The 19,366-nt window shown below is 70.8% G+C and carries 16 protein-coding genes; 6 read left to right on the forward strand and 10 right to left on the reverse strand.

What is annotated here, in order from left to right:
• Position 1 precedes the first annotated feature (1 nt).
• Genes ACTWNK_RS40440 through ACTWNK_RS40465 form a run of 6 tightly spaced genes read right to left on the reverse strand, consistent with a single transcriptional unit; the run spans position 2 to position 6,460 of the window.
• Positions 2–1,348, reverse strand: coding sequence for a carboxylesterase/lipase family protein (locus tag ACTWNK_RS40440; RefSeq protein ID WP_474310227.1), 1,347 nt, complete (start codon positions 1,346–1,348; stop codon positions 2–4).
• Entirely contained in the window at positions 1,345–2,655 is a 1,311-nt protein-coding gene (locus tag ACTWNK_RS40445; protein ID WP_474310228.1) for a M28 family peptidase, read from the reverse strand. Before ACTWNK_RS40445 ends, ACTWNK_RS40440 begins: the two co-directional genes overlap by 4 nt.
• On the reverse strand, positions 2,652–3,461 hold the full coding sequence (locus tag ACTWNK_RS40450) for a carbohydrate ABC transporter permease (protein ID WP_474310229.1): 810 nt from the start codon (positions 3,459–3,461) through the stop codon (positions 2,652–2,654). Before ACTWNK_RS40450 ends, ACTWNK_RS40445 begins: the two co-directional genes overlap by 4 nt.
• The gene (locus tag ACTWNK_RS40455) at positions 3,458–4,336 is read right to left on the reverse strand and encodes a carbohydrate ABC transporter permease (protein WP_474310231.1); all 879 of its coding nucleotides are present in this window, start codon (positions 4,334–4,336) and stop codon (positions 3,458–3,460) included. The genes ACTWNK_RS40450 and ACTWNK_RS40455 overlap by 4 nt, the downstream gene beginning before the upstream one ends.
• Positions 4,337–4,338: 2 nt before the next feature.
• Positions 4,339–5,592, reverse strand: a complete 1,254-nt coding sequence (locus ACTWNK_RS40460) for an ABC transporter substrate-binding protein (protein WP_474310232.1) — start codon at positions 5,590–5,592, stop codon at positions 4,339–4,341.
• Positions 5,593–5,602: 10 nt separating this feature from the next.
• A complete protein-coding gene (locus tag ACTWNK_RS40465; protein ID WP_474311130.1) occupies positions 5,603–6,460 on the reverse strand; it encodes a poly(ethylene terephthalate) hydrolase family protein in 858 nt (285 codons plus the stop codon).
• A 144-nt stretch (positions 6,461–6,604) separates the two neighbouring features.
• On the opposite strand from ACTWNK_RS40465, the gene ACTWNK_RS40470 reads away from it, so the two are divergent.
• The gene (locus ACTWNK_RS40470; protein ID WP_474310233.1) at positions 6,605–7,213 is read left to right on the forward strand and encodes a TetR/AcrR family transcriptional regulator; all 609 of its coding nucleotides are present in this window, start codon (positions 6,605–6,607) and stop codon (positions 7,211–7,213) included.
• Here the strand turns inward: ACTWNK_RS40470 and ACTWNK_RS40475 are convergent.
• The 3 genes from ACTWNK_RS40475 to ACTWNK_RS40485 form a co-directional block, all read right to left on the reverse strand.
• Positions 7,183–9,057: a hypothetical protein gene (locus tag ACTWNK_RS40475; RefSeq protein WP_474310235.1), complete on the reverse strand. Its 1,875-nt coding sequence runs from the start codon at positions 9,055–9,057 to the stop codon at positions 7,183–7,185. The genes ACTWNK_RS40470 and ACTWNK_RS40475 overlap by 31 nt on opposite strands.
• A 20-nt stretch (positions 9,058–9,077) precedes the next feature.
• Positions 9,078–10,658: a zinc-binding metallopeptidase family protein gene (locus ACTWNK_RS40480; protein WP_474310237.1), complete on the reverse strand. Its 1,581-nt coding sequence runs from the start codon at positions 10,656–10,658 to the stop codon at positions 9,078–9,080.
• A gap of 67 nt (positions 10,659–10,725) precedes the next feature.
• The gene (locus ACTWNK_RS40485) at positions 10,726–11,736 is read right to left on the reverse strand and encodes a LacI family DNA-binding transcriptional regulator (protein WP_474310238.1); all 1,011 of its coding nucleotides are present in this window, start codon (positions 11,734–11,736) and stop codon (positions 10,726–10,728) included.
• 162 nt (positions 11,737–11,898) lie between these two features.
• Between ACTWNK_RS40485 and ACTWNK_RS40490 the strand changes: the two genes are divergently transcribed.
• From ACTWNK_RS40490 to ACTWNK_RS40510, 5 genes are read left to right on the forward strand one after another with little or no spacing between them, the layout of a single operon-like run.
• Positions 11,899–13,194, forward strand: coding sequence for an ABC transporter substrate-binding protein (locus ACTWNK_RS40490; RefSeq protein ID WP_474310239.1), 1,296 nt, complete (start codon positions 11,899–11,901; stop codon positions 13,192–13,194).
• The gene (locus ACTWNK_RS40495) at positions 13,188–14,042 is read left to right on the forward strand and encodes a carbohydrate ABC transporter permease (RefSeq protein ID WP_474310241.1); all 855 of its coding nucleotides are present in this window, start codon (positions 13,188–13,190) and stop codon (positions 14,040–14,042) included. Before ACTWNK_RS40490 ends, ACTWNK_RS40495 begins: the two co-directional genes overlap by 7 nt.
• The gene (locus ACTWNK_RS40500) at positions 14,039–14,857 is read left to right on the forward strand and encodes a carbohydrate ABC transporter permease (protein ID WP_474310242.1); all 819 of its coding nucleotides are present in this window, start codon (positions 14,039–14,041) and stop codon (positions 14,855–14,857) included. Before ACTWNK_RS40495 ends, ACTWNK_RS40500 begins: the two co-directional genes overlap by 4 nt.
• Positions 14,854–15,843 carry a serine hydrolase domain-containing protein gene (locus ACTWNK_RS40505; protein ID WP_474310244.1) on the forward strand — a complete coding sequence of 330 codons (990 nt, stop codon included), beginning with the start codon at positions 14,854–14,856 and terminating at the stop codon, positions 15,841–15,843. The genes ACTWNK_RS40500 and ACTWNK_RS40505 overlap by 4 nt, the downstream gene beginning before the upstream one ends.
• Complete coding sequence (locus tag ACTWNK_RS40510) at positions 15,840–18,458, forward strand: family 78 glycoside hydrolase catalytic domain (protein ID WP_474310246.1); 2,619 nt, start codon at positions 15,840–15,842, stop codon at positions 18,456–18,458. The genes ACTWNK_RS40505 and ACTWNK_RS40510 overlap by 4 nt, the downstream gene beginning before the upstream one ends.
• A 52-nt stretch (positions 18,459–18,510) precedes the next feature.
• On the opposite strand, the gene ACTWNK_RS40515 is transcribed toward ACTWNK_RS40510, so the two are convergent.
• Positions 18,511–19,185: a TetR/AcrR family transcriptional regulator gene (locus tag ACTWNK_RS40515; protein ID WP_474310248.1), complete on the reverse strand. Its 675-nt coding sequence runs from the start codon at positions 19,183–19,185 to the stop codon at positions 18,511–18,513.
• Positions 19,186–19,366: the final 181 nt, after the last annotated feature.

The following is a 19,366-nucleotide window of genomic DNA, read 5'->3' on the forward strand; positions in this document are numbered from 1 at the left end:
GTCAGGAACCTCCATTGAAGATCATCGTGTCCCCGAGCGGCCAGCCGGGGTCGCCGGTGCGGGCGAAGCGCACCCAGGCGGCGTGCATCGCGTCGGCCACGGCCTGCGGCGCATCGGGTCCCGCCGTGCGTCCGACGCCTGGCGCGTCGAGCACGTCGAAGACGAAGGGCAGGTCGAGGTTGTGCACCGCGCCCACGCGTCCGCCTCCCACCGGGCTCTCGACGGGCGACTCCCACCGGAACTCATACCCGTAGGCGGGCCTGGCCTCGCGGATCCACTGCGTCTCGCGGGTGAACAGGTGCTGGGTGAAGGCGCGCCCGACCCGCTCGGCGGGCGTGAGGCCGGGCTCGTCGACCTGTATGCCGAGGTGGTCGGTCAGGGCACGTGCCGAGGCGTCGTCGAGATCGCCGGCCAGACGGCGTACGAACACGTCGGCCTCCTGGGAGGTGCAACCGGCCAGCAGTGCGACGTCCGCGCCCGCGCCCGCGCGCAGGGCGTCGAGCGGGACGGCGGGGATCAGGTCGCCGTCGACGATCGGCTTGACCGGCACCGACTTGGTCAGCCCGCCCGCGTCGCCGGTCAGCGGCGGCGGCTGTTCGGCGACCAGCGCCTCGGGGGAGAGCGCGGCGAAGGCGGACCTGGTCGGGGCGATGCCCAGCTCGGCGGCGAGGATCTCGGCGTGCTCGCGCGCCTCCTGCTCGGTGGCGACCAGCGTGGCCGAGCCGCTCATCACGATCGCGTGCCGGAACAGCCCGGCCGCGCGCGGCATCGTCAGCAGGGTGGCGACGGCCGCGCCGCCCGCCGACTGCCCGGCGATCGTCACCCGGGCCGGGTCGCCGCCGAAGGCCGCGATGTTGTCGCGTACCCATTCCAGTGCGGCCAGCCAGTCGAGCACGCCCCGGTTCAGCGGTGCGTCCCGCATGGCCAGGAAGCCCTCGAAGCCGAGCCGGTAGTTGACGGCCACGCAGACCACACCGTCGCGGGCGAAGCGGTGCCCCTGGTGCCAGGCCGCGCCGTTGCCGCCGATGGAGAACGCGCCGCCGTGTATCCAGACCAGGACGGGCAGGCCGGCCGCGCCGGTCTCGGGGGTGTGGATGTCGAGGTTGAGGCAGTCCTCGCCGGTCTCGAAGACGTCGGGCGCGTACAGTCCGACGTCCTCGCCCGCCGCCTGCGGGGCCGCGTGGCCACGGGTGCGGGCCTGCCGTACCCCCTGCCAAGGCGTTGGCGGCGCGGGCGCGCCGAAGCGGTGCGCACCGAAGGGCGGGGCGGCGTACGGCACGCCGATGAAGGCGAGCACGCCCTCCACCGTCCTGCCTTCGACCAGCCCGGCGGTGGTCGAGACGATCATGCGCGACTCCATCCGGCCGTCCCTTCGACGATGCGGATCGCCGCCCTGGTGAGCGGTTCGAGTCCGGCCTCGTACACCTTGTCGATGGTGTCGGCCGAGTCGAACAGGTACATGGGGGCCGACAGGAAGTGCACGAGCGGCACGCCTTCGGGATGGAAGAAGGCCCCGTCGGTCGGCGGCATCGGGAAGAAGGCGTCGGGCGGCAGGACGAACGAGCGCCTGAGGTCCTCCGCGACGAGGGCCGAGGCCACCAGGCTCTCCAGCTCCGGCTTCCTCGTGGTGAACCACCAGCCGGGTTCGGGGTCGTCGGTGGGCACGAGCACGCCGTCGACGACCACGCACCGCCTGGCCGCGTGCTCCAGGTGGAGCTGCAGGACGACCTCGCCCAGCAGGTCGCGGTTGTCCTCGATGAAGGCCCTGGTGCCCGCGGCGTGCGCCATGTGTCCCGCGGTCAGCAGGAAGATCATGTTGTGCGGCCTGTCCCGCTCGGGCACACCGGCCCAGTACTGCGCCGCCGCCAGCACCAGGGCGATCCCCGAGGCGTCCTCGACGGCCGAGGCCCAGGGCGCGTCGTGGTGCGAACCGATGATCACCCACTGATCGGAGCGGCCCGGCAGGGCGCCGACCACGTTGTGCGAGACGACCGGCCGCGTCAGCGCCTCGACGGACAGCGTCCCCGTGCAGGGACCCGCGTCGACCAGGTCGAGCACCCGTCGCGAGTCGCCGCCCGACAGCCAGACGGCGGGCAGGTCGCGCCGCACGGCGTCATAGGGCACGTAGTAGTCACGCGTCTCCCACGGCACCCCGGTCAGCGCTCCGGCGAACGCGGCGGCGCCGCCGTCCATGACGCCCTGGACGACGTCGAGGTAGTCGAGCTGGAACGGCAGCGTCTGGACCAGGTCGTCGAACACGCCCTCCGGATCGTGCACGGCCGTGGCCAGGTCCCTGACGAAGGACTGCGGCAGCTCGGCGAAGGTGTACTCCGGCACGACGATCGCCCCCGGCACGATCTCCCTGCTGACCGGCCCGCTCACGACGGCCTCCGGCCTGGTGTACGGCAACGCGGACGCCGCCACCCGCACGACCCGCGCGGGATCGGCGTCCGCACGCACGACGAGGGAGGCGGACACCGGCTCCCAGCACGGCAGTTCGACCGGCGTCAGCCGTACGTCGCGCAGCCCGAACTCGGTGAACCGCTCGGCGGCCCAGGCGGCGGTCCAGTCGTCTGCGGGGTAGCCGGGACGCCTGATGCCCCGCGAGGTGACCGTCGCGATCCACTCCATCATGCGCGCGGTGTCCGGGATCATCGTTTCAAGCCTCCGAAGGTGAGCCCCGCCACGTAGTAGCGCTGCAGTGTCACCATCAGGATGAACGGTGGCACGGCGGTGACCAGGGCCGCGGTGGTGGTCAGGTGGTAGTTGAAGCCGACCTCGCTCTGGAAGTTGGCCAGCCCGACCGGCAGCGGCCACAGGTCCTGCTCGTTGGCCACGATCAGCGGCCAGAGCAGGTTGTCCCACTGCGCCAGGAAGTGCACGAGGAACAGCGTGATGAGCGCCGGTTTGAGCAGCGGCACGGCGATGCGCGAGAAGATGCGCAGCTCCCCCGCGCCGTCGACCCGCGCGGCCAGCAGCAGCTCCTTCGGGATGCCGAGCGCGAACTGCCGCACCAGGAACACGCCGAACGCGCTGATCATGCCCGGCACCATCATGCCCTGGAAGGTGTTGACCCAGCCGAGCTCCTTCACGATGAGGAAGACGGGGATGACCAGGACCATGGGCGTGAGGGCGAGCGTGCCGACGACCAGGGCGAACAGCACGCGGCGGCCGGGGAAGGACAGATGGGCCATCGCGTAGCCCGCCGCAGCCGAGAAGAACACGTCCAGCACGCCGGTGCCGACGCACAGGATGAGGCTGTTACGCAGATAGGTGGGCAGATTGCCCTCGCCGAACAGCACGGCGATGTTCTCCGGCAGATGGAACCCGTTGAACACCAGCCCGCGCAGATCGGTGTCGTCCGGCGCCGAGGCGACGACGAGCATCGAGTAGACCGGCAGCAGCATGAACCCGACCGCGACGACCAGCCACACCGTGCGCAGGGCCGTTCCCGCCCTCATTCGTCGCCTCCCTTCAGGAACCCGAACTGCAGCGCCGAGACGATCACCATGGCGACCAACAGCACCATGCCCATCGCGGCGGCGTAGCCCATGTGCTCGTAGGGGAAGGCATTGGCCCAGATGTAGTACGGCAGGACCTGGGTGGCGTCGGCGGGCCCGCCGCCGGTGAGCAGGAAGGCGGGCACGAAGGCCTGCATCGACCCGGCCACCGAGATGACCAGGACGAACAGCAGGGTCCTGCGCAGCAGCGGAAGCGTGATCCGGGTGAAGGTGGTGACCGGGCCCGAGCCGTCGATGGCCGCGGCCTCGTACACCTCGCCGGGCAGTGCCTGCAGCCCGGCCGTCAGGATGATCACGAACAGGCCCATGCTCTTCCACACGACCATCACGACCAGGGCCCAGATGGCCAGGTCCGAGCTAGTCAGCCAGGCCTGCGGTTCGATGCCGACCAGGCCGACGAGCGTGTTGGCCAGGCCGCGGTCGGAGTAGATGATCACCCAGACCATGGAGGTGGCGGCCAGCGGCATCACGGCCGGGATCATGACGAGCGCCCTGAGCCGGCGGTTGAGCCGTCCGGGCCTGCTCAGCGGCACGGCCACCAGCAGGGCCAGCACGATCGTCGGGACGACCGTGCAGACCGTGTAGACGACCGTGATCCACGCCGAGTTCAGGAAGCCGGGATCGGCGAACATGCGCTCGTAGTTGGCCAGGCCGATCCAGCGGGGCGTTCCGGCCATCTCGTAGTCGGTGAAGCTGAGATACACGGCGGCCAGGAAGGGTACCAGCCAGAACACGACGAAGAACACCGCGACCGGCAGGGTCAGCGCCACCCCCGCCACAGCCTGGGGCCCTGCCCTGCCGCTTCTGCCGAGCACGCTCACAGGGCGGGTCGCACGGTGGAGTCGAAGGTGGCGGCGGCCTGGGCGGGAGTCGCCTTGCCGTGCGCGACGGAGTCGACGGCGCTGGAGGCGGCCTTGGCCAGTTCGAGGGTGGCGGGGATGACCGGGCCGAAGTCGACGTCGGGCAGGCTGTCGGCGACGATCTTCATGATCTCGGACTTGCCGCGCGGCCCCGCCTCGCGCCAGCCCTTGGCCGGGATGATGATCCCGTTGTCGAGGTTGGCGGTCACGGCCGGGGCGCCCTGCAGGTAGTTGACCAGGTGCCAGGCGGTGAACTGGTTCGGCGAGTCCTTGGCCACGCCCCAGCCCCAGGTGTAGGCGGGCACGACGGTGGTCCCGCCCGACCAGGTGGGCATGGGGGCGACGCCGTACTGCTTGCCGAAGGTGAGGGTGTCCTTGCCGAGCTTCTCCAGCGCGGGGCCGAGGAAGGCGCCGCTGACGACCATCGCGGCCTCGCCGGAGTAGAACAGGCCGAGCGCGCCCAGCGGGTTGGAGAGCTTGGGGTTGCCGAGTCCGGCCATGTACGTCAGGGCGGCGATGCCCTGGTCGGTGGCCAGTGACGCCTTCGTGCCCCCGTCGGTGACGAGGTCGCCGCCCTTGCCGCGGATGAGGGCGGTCAGCGTCATCAGGGCCCATTGCGGGTCGCCGTACAGCCATTGCAGGCCGACCCGGGTGCGGTCCGCCGAGGTCAGCCTGGCGCTGTACTCGGCGATCTCCTCCCAGGTGGCGGGCGGCTTGTCGGGGTCGAGTCCGGCCTGCTCGAAGCGGTCCTTGCGGTAGTAGAGCATGCAGGGGTTGAAGTCGATGGGCACGCCGTAGGGCACGTTCTGATAGGTGAGAGGGGTGAGCGTGCCCGGCTCGTAGGTCTGCGGCGAGAGCGCCTTGGTGTCGACGGGCGCCAGGCGTTGCTTCTTGGCGTGCGTGGGGAAGCTCCAGTGGCCGATCTTGAAGACGTCGGGCGGTGCGCCGCCGCTGAACGCGGTCAGCAGTTTGGCGTCGAGCTGGCCCACCGGGAGGTAGAGCAGCTTCACGTCGACCTTGAACTCGGCGATGTAGCGGTGCACGAGTTCCTGGAACTGCCTGCCGGTGTCCTGCGAGCCGTGCAGCCACACGGTGACCTCACCGTGCGGCCTGCCGTCCACGGCCTGCGGACGGGGCCGGTCGTCGCCGCATCCGGCGAGCAGGGTGAGCGCGCCGGCGGCGAGGAGACCGCGCCGCGTCAGATCCGCCATGGTGCTGCTCCTAGGTGAGGTTCTTGAGCGCCTGGTTCTGCCAGGCGGTGTTGGTGGGGAGCTCGGGCCCGGCGCCCGCGAACGCGCCCCTGGCCGTGGTGTCGGCCATCAGGCGATACCTCAGCCAGGCGGCCACGTAGCCGAGGAAGGCGCCGCCGGTGTTCTGGATGTCGTTGTGCCCGGCGCCCTTGAGCAGCGCCTTGCCCGCACCCGCCGTGGCCTGGTCGTAGTAGCCCTGCAGGGTCCCGGCCGAGGAGATCAGCCAGTCGTTGGCGCCGCTGAGGAAGAGCACGGGGCAGGTCAGGGCGGCGACGGAGAACTCGTCACCCGGGCTCGCCATCCACTGCGCGGGCGTGGCGATCGGCACGACGGTCTTGATCAGCCCGGCGGAGTTGTTGGCCGCGTTGATGGAGCCGCCCGCGCCCTGGGAGTGGCCGACGGCCGCGACCTTGGCGGTGTCGAGCTTGCCGTGGAAGAGGCTGGTGGGATCGGTGTTGAGCCCGGCCAGGTGCTGGGCCGCGGCGAGGATCTCGGCGCCGGTGCCCGTGGTGGTGTCGGTCGAGGCGACCACGGCGAAGCCCCACGACGCGAGGTGGTTGAGCAGCCCCGGATAGTTGTCCGGCGTGGCCCACGAGCCGTTGCCCCAGGTGACGATCGGATGGCTGACGCCGCCCGAGCCCAGGGTCGAGGGGTAGTACAGCCGGTGGCCGCCGGAGGTGCCGGTGGCGACCGCCCACGGACCCGCTGCCTTGTAGGTCGTCTCGATGGTCGAGGCGGCGTTGGCCTCGGCGCTCCACGACAGGAATCCGGCCGACATGAGGCCGAGCGCCCCTGCCCGCAAGGCCTGCCGACGGGTGAAGTTCTCCATGGTCACCTCGTAGATTATTTGGAGACGTGAACGTCTCCTAAGAGAGGGAAGTACGATCGGTGAGCGATGTCAAGAGATGAACAGAAGGAAGTTCCGGCAGCCAGGCCTCTGCCGAGAGGGCGGCACGGACTCTCCCCCGACACGGTGCGCACCTCGCAGCGCGACCGCCTCGTCGAGGCCATGCTGAGGCTCGTCGCGAGACGCGGCTACGCCGCCACGAGCGTGCCCGACGTGATCGCCGCCGCGCGGGTCTCGCGCAACGCCTTCTACGCCCAGTTCGCCGACAAGGAGGCGTGCTTCCTCGCCGGATGCGAGCGCGACCTGCCCGAGATGGTGGAGTCGATCGCCGCAGCCGCCGCCGGAGCGGGCGAGGACTGGCGTGCGGCCCTGTGGCTGGGCACGAACGCCTACCTGCGGTGGTGGCAGGAGCGTCCCGAGTACGCGCAGGCGTACTTCGTGGAGTTGCCGAGCGCGGGTGAGCGTGCCGTCGAGCAGCGCGACGCCGCCTACCGGCCCTTCGTCGACATGCTCGCGGCCCTGGCCGCACGGGCCAGGCTCGAAGACCCCTCGCTGCCGCCGCTGCGTGCCGCGGTGCCCCGCCTGATCGTCTACGGGAGCACCGAGTTCATCGCCTCGGAGGTGCGCGAGGGCCGCGCCGCGACCCTGACGTCGACGGCGGACGACCTCTACCACTTCACCGTCACCCTGCTCGCCGAGCCCCCTCACGGCATCGCGACCACCCCTTCCGCCTGAACCACCCAGCCGTCCGGGAAGCACCCCAGCGCCGCCATGTGGGCGACGGCGGCCAGCAGACCGCCGTTGCCCGGCAGGTAGAGGGGAAGCAGGCCCGGCCACTGGTGGTTGTGGCCGCTGGCCAGGTAGGTGTTCTTCGGGGCGTCCATCATCAGCGCGTCGACGGCCGTGCCCGGCTCGCCGAGCCTGGCCGCGCACAGGGCGAGCATCGGGTAGTCCCAGCCCCAGGTGCTGTCCAGGTCCCAGTCGGCCAGCACGTCGTGCAGCGTGGCCCGCATGATCTCCGGGTCGATCAGCGGCGTGGGCGGCACGACCCCCAGCGCGGCCGTCATCGAGGGATGATCGGTCCTGATCGTGTACGGCTGCACGCCGATGGCCGCGTAGACGCCCTCACGCACCAACGGCCTGGCCAGGCCGTCCTGGACCCGCGCCCACTCCGGGTCGGGCCCGAGGCCGAGCAGGCCGCGCCAGCGCTGGGCGGTCTCCAGGCCCCACCACCAGTACGCCAGCTCGAACGCCGGGTCGCGTACCGTGCGCCTGGCCTCGTAGTAGGACTCCTGCGCCGGGACGAGCGGTGGCCCGAGATGGCCGTCGCGTGCGTAGGAGGCCATGAACTCGGCCGTCTCGAACACCAGGTCCCGGTAGTCGTGCAACGCCTCGGGACGGGCCCGGCGCAGCAGTTCGGCGAACGAGATCAGATGCGGCTGCTGCCAGATGATGAACGCGCCGATCTCGCTCGGACTCTCCCTGCCTTCCGGGCCCACCTGCTTGGGCCATCGGGCGCCGCGAAAGCCCTGCCGTGCCGCCGTCGCCCTGGCCTGCGGCAGGATCGAGCGGTACCAGGGCAGGCTGCGCTCCAGCAGTTCGGGCCTGCCCCACAGGGCGAAGTGCGCGGCGTGCCACCAGTGCATCTCCAGGTGGAACTTGCCGCTCCAGGAGTTGACGACCAGCCCGGTCTCCTGCGGCGGCGTCGACCCGGCGCAGTTGACCGCCGTGAGGTACTGCGACAGCACGACCCTGCGTTCGAGCTCGGGCGCGCGGGGGTCGGTGCTGCCCTCGAAGCTCACCGCTCCCCCGCTGCTCCAGAACCGCTCCCAGTGGGCCGCCGCCGCCGCGGCGACCTCGGCGAAGGAGGGCAGCTCTGCCTCGACGGGCTCGCGTGCGAACGCGACGACGAGTTCGAGCTCCTCCCCCTCGATCAGGTACACGTGCGCGCCAGGCGAGGTGAACCGCGCCCGCCCCGCCCACTGCACGGCCACGTGGTAGCGGTCCGCGTCGAGCACCCGCGTGAGGTCGCAGCGCGTGCCGGTCAGCTCGTGCGTGGTGGTGTGCCGGTCGGGGGCCTCCCAGTCGGCCGTGGTGTGCCAGCCGTCGCTGGCATAGGGGAAGGCGATCCTGACCCCCGTGCCGCCCACGACCCGTACGGCCAGCAGGTCGCGCTTGGGATGGCAGAGGGTCCGCACCTCGTGCGGCACGCCGTCCAGCTCGAAGGAGCTGGACAGCAGGCCCGTCCACAGGTCGAGGGTCTGCGCCTGCCCGCCGAGCGTGGCGTCCGGGTCGGCGTCGAGGCCGATCCGGCCCAGGTGCAGCCGGTGCGGGTTCACGTGCAGCCAGCCGCCCGCCTCGGTCGCGGGGTACAGGTCCGGATAGCCGACGCCGTCGTAGTCGGTGAGCGCGTCGGCGAGCACGTGTCCTTCGGGGTTGGGCATCGTGTGCCAGCCCCACTGCGCCTGCGTGCCCAGCGGCTCGAAGGTCTGCAGTCCCGTGGCGTCGGCGGTGAAGGCGAACTCACCGTTGCCGACGGTCAGCGGACACCCGGCGTCGGCGATGGTGTGCCGACGCACGAGCGTCCTTCTGTCCAGGCTCACACACACCCCGGCGTACCGGAGGCGCGCTGCTGACGCATGGTGGTCACATCGCCCGCGACGGCCGACTGGGCCATCGGGCCGAGGTCGAGCACGACGTCGGTGAAGGCGAGCGACGCCTTGCGCATCACCGGGATGTCGAGCGCCTCCGCGCCGAACTGCGGCGAGAACAGCGTCTTGGGCGCGGCGATCGGCGAGATGACGGGCAGCAGATGCTGGTTGTACGGCGTGCCTTCGCCACCGAATCCGCAGTGCCGCGGCACGGTGGTCATGTCGGCGGCCGACAGGCCCTTCAGGATCGCGGTACGCCGGACGTCCCAGTGCTGGATATGGCCCTTGACCAGCTCACGCAGCGGCGTGCTCTCACTGACGGGCACCCACAGCAGCTCGGTGAGCGAAGGGTTGGCGACCAGCTGCTTGCCCGGCAGGCCGTTGGGCCTGGCGACCGCGTCGTAGCGCTTGGCGCCGAGGTGCTCAAGGACGACGACCGACGAGACCTTGCCCTGGTCGTACTCGGCGTCGAGCATGGCCGCGAGCTGACCGGCTCCGCCCTCGCGGACGTTGGGGCCGGTCAGGTGCTGGTAGAGGTGACCGGTCACGAAGGCGAACTGCACCGTGCGCGGACGGCACTCCACCGGCAGCGTCGACAGGTAGCGGGCCATCTCGATCATGGTGAGCGGGCCGTTGTCCCACACCGGGCTCATGCCGTCGGTGTGGCTCTCCACGACGATCTTCTGAGCGCTCCCGCCGGGAAGCGTCGCGAGCACGGTCCGGGTCGTGGTCGGGGTCCAGGCGGCGTTCACGGTCAGCGCGGCCTGCACCGGCTGCCCGGCGGCCAGCGCTTCCTTGATCTGCTTGCCCTGGTCGGCCCCGACATAGGCCCCGGGCACGCCGTACGGCAGGCCCTCGTAAGGGGCGTACATGCCCTCGATCTGGGCGTGCGGGAGCTGGCTGACCTCGATCACGCCGAGCGCGCCCGCACTGGCCGCCGCCTTGAGGTCGGCGTCGGCGGCCGCGGGCGCCTCCATCGACTCCGAGCCGAGCAGGTTGATGGTCATCCCCGGGTCGTACATGGAGTAGCCGAGGCCGAGCGGATAGAAGAGCAGGTTGGGGACGTTCGTCCACGGCAGGTCCCTGACGACGATCTTCCCGGCGGCGTTGGCCGCGGTGATGTTCGTCCCGGCGGGAATGTGGACGAGAGGCGCCGAGACGCCGCCCGCACCCGTGGAGGAGGAGAACGGCACGGGCGCCGCGACCTGCACACTCGTGCCGCCGACGGTCAGACCGGTGCCGAGGCTGTCCCAGCGGTCGATGGAGTAGGGCAGCGAGGAGAACTGCAGGCCGGGAATGGAGGCCATCTCCTGCTCAAGCCAGGCGACATAGTCGGCATGCGCCGCGGAACCGGTCGGCCTGGGGCCGAACGCCTCCTGCTGCTCGGCCAGTTGGGTCAGGCGCGCCTCGGAGGCGAACGCGGCGGGGTCGACCCGTACCGGGCACGACAGTGCGGCCGACTGGGCGAGCGCCGGTTGCGCGGGCGCGACCAGCGGGAGGAGGAGGGCGAGGAGAGCGAGGCGTCTCACGTGGGGGTCCTTCCGTCGAATCGTTTTAAAGCGTGGGCCGCGACAGTCCCCCGACCTGCGGTCTTCCTCAGGGACGAGGCGGCCCGGTGGTACCTCGGACGATCAGCGTGGGCGACACCGACGACGTCACCGATCGGGCACGTCCTTCGATGCGCTCGACGAGCAGGCGCGCGGCGGTGGCCCCGATCACCTGTCCGTCCTGGTCGACACTGGTGAGCGAGATGCGCTTGAGCGAGGCGATGCCGATGTTGTCGTACCCGGCGACGGAGAGGTCCTCCGGCACCGAGAGGCCCGCCTCGTCGGCGGCGCGCAGCACGCCGAGCGCCGCTATGTCGGCCCCCGCGAAGATCGCGGTGGGCCGGTCGTCGCGCGCGAGCAGTTCCCGCGCGCCCTCGAAGCCGCCCTCCTCGGTGAAGGAGGTGGCCAGCACGTCGTCGGCGAGCCCGTGTGCGCGCATCGCCTGGCGGTAGCCTTCGGCGCGCACCGTGTGCGGCAGTCCCTGGGCGCGGGCGCGCTCCAGGTGGGTGATGTGCGCGATCCGGGTGTGCCCGAGCCCGACCAGGTGGTCGACCACGAGTCGCGCGCCCATCACGTCGTCGTCGACGACCGCGTCGTAGGCGGAGGCGGCGCCGTGCCTGCCCACCACGACGACGGGGGTGGCCGTCGCGATGGCGGCGAGTTCGGCGTCGCCCATGACCGGTGAGATCAGGATGAGCCCGTCCATGCTTCTGTCGATCATGGCGTCGGTCATCCTGGCCTGCGTCTTGGGCTCGATCCCGCCCGGTCCGAGCAGCACCTGGTACTCGGTGTCGCCCAGCCGGCCGATGACGCCCTCGATGATGTCGGGGAAGAACGGATTGCGGGTGTCGGAGAGCATGACGCCGAGGGTGTAGGTACGTCCTCGCAGGGCGCGGGCCGCGGCGTGCGGGCGGTAGCCCAGCTCCTCGATGGCCTGCGTTACCTTGGTCTGCATCTCCGCACTCACGCCGTAGGCCCCGCGCACCACCTTGGACACGGCGGCCGTGGAAACACCGGCACGCCTGGCCACATCGGCGATCGTCACCCGTCCGCTCGTCACACGCCGTCCTTCATAGAGTTTTCGTAGAACGAACTACACACTCTTTACGAAACTGAGGCTAGCCCGCCGCGACTCCTCAGGTCTACCTCTTGACCGACGATTCTCTTGTGCCCTAACAATGGAGAACGTTCTACACAACACCCCCCTTGAATGAACAGGAGCATGGGCGTGAAAGCACCATCTCGTCTGCTCGGCGCGGGGATCGGCGCCGTCCTCGCCCTGTCCCTCGCCGGATGCGGTTCGTCCGCCCCGGAGGGGACCGGTCAGGTGAAGCTGACCCTCTGGCACAACAGCGCGGACCCGGCGCCGCTGCTGGAGATGTACAAGAAGTTCGAGAAGCAGTCTGGACACAAGATCGAGCTCGTGTCGATCCCCTCCGACGGCTTCGAGGACACGACCCAGACCAAGTGGGCCACCGGCGAACGCCCGGACATCCTGGAGTACCACGCCACGGTGAGCGGCCTGCTCGCCCTCAATCCGACCCAGAACCTGCGCGAGCTGACCGGCGAGGCGTACATCGCCAGGTCCGGCGACCTCTACCAGGCCGCGGGCGCCGTCAACGGCAAGGTATACGCCGCCATCACCGGCTTCCCCCAGGTCTTCGGCCTCTACTACAACAAGAAGGTCTTCACCTCGGCCGGCCTCACCCCGCCGACCAGCTTCGCCGAGCTCGCCGCCGCCTGTCCCAAGCTCAAGGCCGCCGGGGTCACACCGGTCTTCGAGTCCGGCGGCTCCATCTGGCCGGTGCAGATCCTGCCCATCCTCTACATGGCAGGCGCCAACCAGGGCAACGCGTACGGCAAGGCCATCTCGGGCCACACCAGCACGCTGTCCGACGCGGGCTCGCCCTTCGTCGCGGGCCTGACCGCCTACGCCAAGCTGCAGTCCGACGGGTGCTTCAACAAGGACATCGTCACCGCCAAGTTCGAGGACTCCATGAAGGCCCTCGTGAGCGGCAAGGCGGCGATGGTCGCCCAGCACTCCGACATGCTCCCCGCGCTGCTCGCGGCGGCGGGCGGCGACCAGAAGACCGTCGACGACTCCGTCGGCTTCGTCGGCCTGGCCAGCGACAAGCCCCTGGTGACCTACGCGCCCGGCCCGATCGGAACGTTCTATCTTCCCAAGACCGGCGACGCGGCACGGGAGAAGGCCGCGCTCGACTTCGTGCGCTTCATGACCGGCCCCGCCTACGCCGAGTACATCACCGCCTCCAAGACCTTCCCCGTGCTCAAGGACGTGCCCAACCCGCAGGGCGTCTCCTCGGTGCTGCAGGACGTCAAGAAGGCCTACGACACCGGCGCCGTCATCGCCTTCAACTCCGACATCCCGGGTATGGGCGGACTGGCCCAGCTCATGTCCGAGCTGATCGCCGGGCAGAAGGACCCGCAGAAGGCGGCGACCCAGCTGCAAGGACAGGTCGAGCAGGCGGCCAAGGCGGCAGGGCTGCCCGGATGGTGATGCGGAACAGGGCGGCCTGGCTGCCGTGGGCGTTGCCCGCGATCGTGCTCGTCATGGTCTTCTTCGTCGCCCCGTTCCTGCTCAACGTCCGGTTCGCCTTCTCCTCGTGGACGAGCTTCCGTGCGGAGATCACCTGGAACGGGCTGGAGAACGTCCGCACGCTGATCAACCAGGACCTGCTGGCCAACGCGGTCACCGTGACCGTGCTGTACGCGATCCTGTGCATGGCGATCCAGAACACCGTCAGCCTCTCGCTGGCCATCGCCCTGCAGCGCACGAGCAGGATCAACACCGTCTTCCGCTCGGCCTTCTTCCTGCCGACGCTCATCTCGCCGCTGGCCGCCGGGTACATCTGGCGCGGGCTGCTCGCACCCGACGGTGCGGTCAACTCCTTCCTCGGCATCGAGTGGGCCTGGCTGGGTGAGCCGTCCACCGCACTGGTGGTGGTCGCCTTCATCGACGCGTGGAAGTGGAGCGGGCTGATCACCCTGGTCTACATCGCGGGGCTCAACTCGATCCCGAAGACCCTGCTGGAGTCGGCGACCGTCGACGGGGCCGGGGTGTGGACCAGGTTCAGGCGGGTGGTGTTCCCGCTGCTCGCCCCCGCACTGACCTTCAATGTGGCGGTCACCCTGGTCGGCGCGCTCAGCGCCTACGACGTGATCGCCGCCACCACCGGCGGCGGGCCCGGCGACCACACGCGGGCCCTGAACGTGGTGATGCGCCAGCAGTGGGGCCAGGGCTTCTTCGGCTCGGCCAGCGCGCTGGGCTTCACCGTGACGCTGCTGGTGATCGCCACCGCCGTACCCCTCGTGTGGTGGCTGCGGCGCAGGGAGGTGACGGGATGAGAGCGGTCCTGAAGTACACGGTGCTTTCGCTGTTCGCGATCCCGTGGGTGGTCGTGCCGATCTGGCTCGTGGTCGTCAACTCCTTCAAGCCCGCGGGCGAGGCGGCCGAGCTGGGTCTCGGCCTGCCCAGGACGTGGGCGATCGCCGAGAACTACGGCACCGTGCTCGACAAGGGCGGGTACCTGCTGGGGCTGTTCAACAGCCTCAAGGTGACCGTGCCGATCGTGCTGGCCGTGGTGCTGCTCGGCGCGGCGGCGGCCTGGGCCTTCGGGCGCAGCCGGTCGCGGTGGCTGCAGGCGGCCTACTTCGTGATGGGCCTGTCCATCCTGCTGCCGCCGTCGATCATCCCGACCGTCTACCTGCTGCGCGCCCTGTCGCTCGACGGCGGCTCGCTCGGCTACGTGCTGACGATGACCGGCTGCAGGCTCGGTGTGGTGATCTTCCTGGCGACCGGGTTCGTCAGGGCGTTCCCGCGCGACCTGGAGGACGCCGCCTCCATCGACGGCGCCTCACGCCTGCAGGTCTTCGTCCGCATCCTGCTGCCGCTGCTGCGGCCGGTGCTGTTCGTCGGCGGCGTGATCCTGATCATCAATGTCTGGAACGACTTCTTCTTCGCCCTCTTCCTGCTGCAGGGCAGTGCGAACGCCACGCTGCCGCTCAGCCTGTTCCAGTTCGCCTCCGGCACGCTGCAGAGCCTGAACTGGAACCTCGTCTTCGCCCACGTCCTGCTCACCACGCTGCCTCTCGTGGCGGTGTACGTCGTCGCGCAGAAGCGCGTGCTGGCCGGCCTTACGGAAGGTGCTCTCAAGGGATGACCACTCACGACATCGCGCTCGACTGGGTCAGGCGCGAGATCAAGGAGGGGCGGCTGCCGTGCGCGGTGTTCGGCGCCGCCACCTCCGACGGGATCCAGGTGCTGGAGGCGTTCGGCGAACACGACGGGCGCGAGACCAGGACCGACGACCACTTCGCCCTGTTCTCGGTGACCAAGCCGCTGACCGGTCTGATCGCCCTGCGCCAGGTCGAGCGCGGGTTGCTGTCGCTGCGCCGCCCGCTGCGTGAGGTGGTGCCGCACTTCGCCAGGCCGGACGTCACGCTCTGGCACCTGCTCACCCACACCAGCGGCATCGCCGAGCAGACGCTCACCCCCGACGACCTGGTGCAGCACCTGCTCACCGCGCCGTCCATGTTCGAGGCGGGCACGCTCAGCCAGTACTCGAACCTGGCCTTCGCCGGAACCGCCGAGATGGTACGCGACGTCACCGGCCGCGACCTGGCCGACCTGATCGACTCCGACCTCAACTCGCTCGTGCCCGGCGGCGGCCGTATCACCTTCGACCCCGCGTGCGACGCGGCCGAGGTGCACGGCCTCGACCTGCTCGGCCCTGGCTTCGACTTCGAGAAGTTCGTCCGGCTGCGCCATCCGGCGGGCGCGTTGTTCTCCCGTGCCGAGGACCTCCTGGCGCTGGGCGGCGCCCTGCTGCGCGGCGACCGCGCACTGATCCACCCGACCACCCTGGCCGCCATGACGACCCCGCAGACCACGGGCCTGGTCAAGCTGCAGCCGGACCCGGTCAACGCCGGGCAGGACTGGGGCCTCACCTGGAACCTGCGCCACTCGGCCCCCGGCCTGCTGGAGCGCCGGCTCTACGGGCACGGCGGCGCCTCGGGCTGCCAGTGGTGGATGTACCCGGAGCAGGACGCGTGCTTCGTGCTGCTGATCAATGTGATGGCGCCGAGCCTGTCCGGCGTCGACATCGACGGCCTGCACAACGCCTTCACGACCGGGCTCGATGCGTGAACCGCGAATCGGGGGTGCTCGGGATGCAGGTCTCAGGCGCGCAGACGCCGTTCGTCCGCTCGGCAAGGCCCACGTCGCTGACCGCTCTGACCTGCGGCCTCACCGATCCGGTGGGCGTGGACGAGCCGTCGCCCCGGCTGTCGTGGGCGGGCCGGCTGGGCGCGGCGGCCACCGTGGTGCTGTCGTCGGGCGGGCGCGAGGTGTGGCGTTCGGTCGTGCCCGCCGGGTCGCACGGCGTGGACGTGCCCGACGCGTCGCTGGCGCCGCTCACGCCGTACACGTGGGAGGTGGAAGGGCGGGCGACCGGTGCGTTCACCACGGGGCTGCGGGCGGGTGGGCAGTGGGACGCGCCCTGGCTGGCCGGTGATCCACGGGCGGCGGTGAGCCTGCGCGGCTCGTTCGCCAGGCCCGCGTCCGGGCGCGTCTGGCTGGCCGCCACCGCGCTCGGCGTCTACCGTGCCCTGCTCAACGGGGTACGGCTGGGCGAGGAGGAGCTGGCTCCCGGCTGGAGCGACTACGGCCATCGCACGCGCTATCGGCTGCTGGAGCTCACCGGCCTGCTGCTGCCCGGCGACAACGAGATCGAGCTGTGGCTGGCTCCCGGCTGGTACGCCGGTCATGTCGCGGGAGGCGGTCCGCGCCGCTACGGCGACCGGCCCGCCGTCAGCGCGCAGGTGCTGCTGCGCGACGACGACGGCATCGGCCGCGTGCTCGCCACCGACACCACGTGGACCAGGCACGACCTCGGCCGTCCGCGTGCCGATCTGGTGATGGGCGAGACCGTCCAGGTCCCCTTCGCCTCGCAGGCCGTGCCCGCCGTGACGACGGCCGCTCCCGAGATCCTCGTCGAGGCCGATCCCGCTCCCCCGGTGCGGGTGATCGGCACGGTGCCCGCCGTACGCGTGAGTGAGCCCGTGCCCGGTGTGCAGGTGGCCGACTTCGGGCGCAATGTCGTCGGGCGGATCCGGCTGCGGGTCGAGGCGCCCGGTCAGGTACGCGTCGTGGTGCGGCACGGGGAGGAGCTGACCCCGACTGGGCGGCTCTACACCGACAACCTGCGCAGCGCCGACCAGCGCGACGAGTTCGTGCTCGGTCCCGGCTCGCATGTCGTGGAGCCTGCGTTCACGCTGCACGGGTTCCGTTATGCGGAGATCACCGGCTGGCCGGGCACGCTGACGCCGGACGACCTGGAGGCGGTGCTGCTGTCGTCCGCGCTGGCCGCGACCGGCTCGCTGACCGTGAGCGATCCCGCCATCGGTCAGCTCATCGCCAATATCGGCGCCTCCGCCGACGGGAACCTGGTGAGCGTGCCGACCGACTGCCCGCAGCGCGACGAGCGCACCGGCTGGACGGCCGACATCTCGGTGTTCGGTTCGACGCTGAGCTTCCTGCGGCACACGCAGGCCTTCCTGTCCGGCTGGGTGACGACGCTGATCGACGGCCAGCGCGCCGACGGCGCCGTGCCGCATGTCGCGCCGGTCCTGCCCGAGTACGGCTACGACTCTCCCGTGTGGTCCGACGCCCTGGTCGAGGTGCCGTGGCTGCTGTGGCGCCGCTACGGCGACGACCGCACCCTGCGCCGCGCGTACGACCCCATGCGCCGATGGCTCGACTACTGCCTGGCCCAGGCCGAAGGCGGCATCCGGCCGGGCAGGGCGCTGGGCGACTGGCTGGCGCCCGGCACGGTGGAGACGCCCAGGAGCCTCATCTCGACCGCCGCGCTCGCCCGCAGCCTGCGCCTGGTCGCCCACGTGGCCGACGTGCTCGGCGAACCGCACGCACCCGAGTACGGCGAGGCGTTCACCCGCGTGTCGGGCGCCTTCCAGCGGGCCTTCCTCAGTGGGCCGAGGCTGCACACCGAGACGCAGACCGGTTACGCCGTCGCTCTGGCCTGGGACCTGGTGGCGCCCGAGGACCGCGCCGCAGCCGCGCAGGCGCTGGCCGACCTGGTCCGGGCCGACGGGCATCGGCTCATGACCGGTTTCGTCGGCACGCCCCTGCTGCTGCCGGTCCTGTCGGAGACCGGTCACCACGATCTGGCCTGCCGCGTCTTCAACCAGGAGGGCTATCCGTCCTGGCGTTACCAGGTACGCGCCGGGGCGACCACCATGTGGGAGCGCTGGGACGCCTGGCACCACCGGCACGGCCTGCAGACTCCCGCCATGAACTCCTTCAACCACTACGCCTACGGCTGTGTGGGCGACTGGCTGTTCCGTCATGTCGCCGGGCTGGGCGACGACCCCCGGGGCACGGGCGGCGCCTTCGGCGAACTCCTCCTGCGCCCCGGCCCCGTCCCCCTGCTGCGCGAGGCCCACGCCCGTTACGCCAGCGCCTCGGGCACGGTGGAGTCCGGCTGGCGGGCCGGACCCGACGGCATGCAGTTCACCTTCACGGTGCCCGAAGGCGTGAGCGCCCGCGCGGTCCTGCCCGTACGCGGCGCCTGGGACGGGATGACCGTCAACGGAACCTTCCTCATGGGCCTGAACGAGGAACTCCCCACCCAACGCCTCCCCGACGGCGGCTGCGCCCTGAACCTGCCGCCCGGCCGCTGGTCGTTCACCGCACCCGGGGCGGCGATGGGCGAATGGGTGGAAAGGTGGGACGAGCTGGGCTAGACACCACAAGGGCGAGCGCGCACCCCCGTCCTGCGCCTCGCCCTGGGGTGGGTCAGGTCGTGGTGGCGGCCCAGTGGCGGCAGATGGTGAGGGCCTGCTGGGCGGTCGGGGGGTCGGGCAGCGGGGGCTGGGCCGGGGTGGTGCGGAGGCCGTCGAGCAGGATCTGCAGGTAGCGGCGGTAGAGGCCGGGGTAGGTCGGGGTGGAGTGCTGGGCCAGGTCGGTCACCAGCCAGAGGATCATCGTCACGTCGTCGCCGACGACTCCCTCGCGCAGGTCGCCTTCGGTCCGGGCCCGGTCGAGCAGGTGGCGCATCACGTCGGCCACGTGTTCGGCCGCCGATCTGCCGAGTTGCCAGCCGCCTCCGCCCAGCGCGACGTCGCGCAGGCCGAGGTTGTCGACCAGGAGTTCGGCGATGCGGCGCAGCAGCAGGTCCAGGCCGTCCCAGGCGCGTTCGGCCTCGACGGCGCGCCCGGCGACCTCGACGAGTTCGGCCAGCGGTTGTTCGAGCGCCGCCCGGATGAGCTCCTCCTTGTCGGCGAAACGCCGGTACACCGTGCCGACGCCGACGCCCGCGTGATGGGCGACCTCGTTGAGCCCGACGGTCAGGCCGCGCTCGGCGAAGAGCTCCTGGGCGGCGCGCACCACGCGTTCCCGGTTGCGTTCGGCGTCGCGGCGTAGCGCGCCACGCTTGGCCGGGTCGCGGTCGGCAACGGGGTGGGGCGTCACGCCTTCGAGAGTACCCCGAGGCGAATCGGTGGGATCAACATCACATCTCGCCCTCCGGTCGAAGCGGATAGGTCGCATCCGCCTCTGGCTAGACTGGCAAATCCGGATGCTTTGTATCCGTTTCTCCGTTTGCCGGTTTTCGCACGTCACACCATGCGCCGGGCCCAAGAAAGCGAGTCCA

Source organism: Nonomuraea sp. IBHARD001, from assembly GCF_056106265.1.

What these genes read in the sequence shown, in the direction of transcription:
- ACTWNK_RS40440 (WP_474310227.1), bottom strand. Translation starts at nt 1,348, where the DNA reads ATGATCGTCTCGACCACCGCCGGGCTGGTCGAAGGCAGGACGGTGGAG.
- ACTWNK_RS40445 (WP_474310228.1), bottom strand. Translation starts at nt 2,655, where the DNA reads ATGATCCCGGACACCGCGCGCATGATGGAGTGGATCGCGACGGTCACC.
- ACTWNK_RS40450 (WP_474310229.1), bottom strand. Translation starts at nt 3,461, where the DNA reads ATGAGGGCGGGAACGGCCCTGCGCACGGTGTGGCTGGTCGTCGCGGTC.
- ACTWNK_RS40460 (WP_474310232.1), bottom strand. Translation starts at nt 5,592, where the DNA reads ATGGCGGATCTGACGCGGCGCGGTCTCCTCGCCGCCGGCGCGCTCACC.
- ACTWNK_RS40465 (WP_474311130.1), bottom strand. Translation starts at nt 6,460, where the DNA reads ATGGAGAACTTCACCCGTCGGCAGGCCTTGCGGGCAGGGGCGCTCGGC.
- ACTWNK_RS40490 (WP_474310239.1), top strand. Translation starts at nt 11,899, where the DNA reads ATGGGCGTGAAAGCACCATCTCGTCTGCTCGGCGCGGGGATCGGCGCC.
- ACTWNK_RS40495 (WP_474310241.1), top strand. Translation starts at nt 13,188, where the DNA reads ATGGTGATGCGGAACAGGGCGGCCTGGCTGCCGTGGGCGTTGCCCGCG.
- ACTWNK_RS40500 (WP_474310242.1), top strand. Translation starts at nt 14,039, where the DNA reads ATGAGAGCGGTCCTGAAGTACACGGTGCTTTCGCTGTTCGCGATCCCG.
- ACTWNK_RS40505 (WP_474310244.1), top strand. Translation starts at nt 14,854, where the DNA reads ATGACCACTCACGACATCGCGCTCGACTGGGTCAGGCGCGAGATCAAG.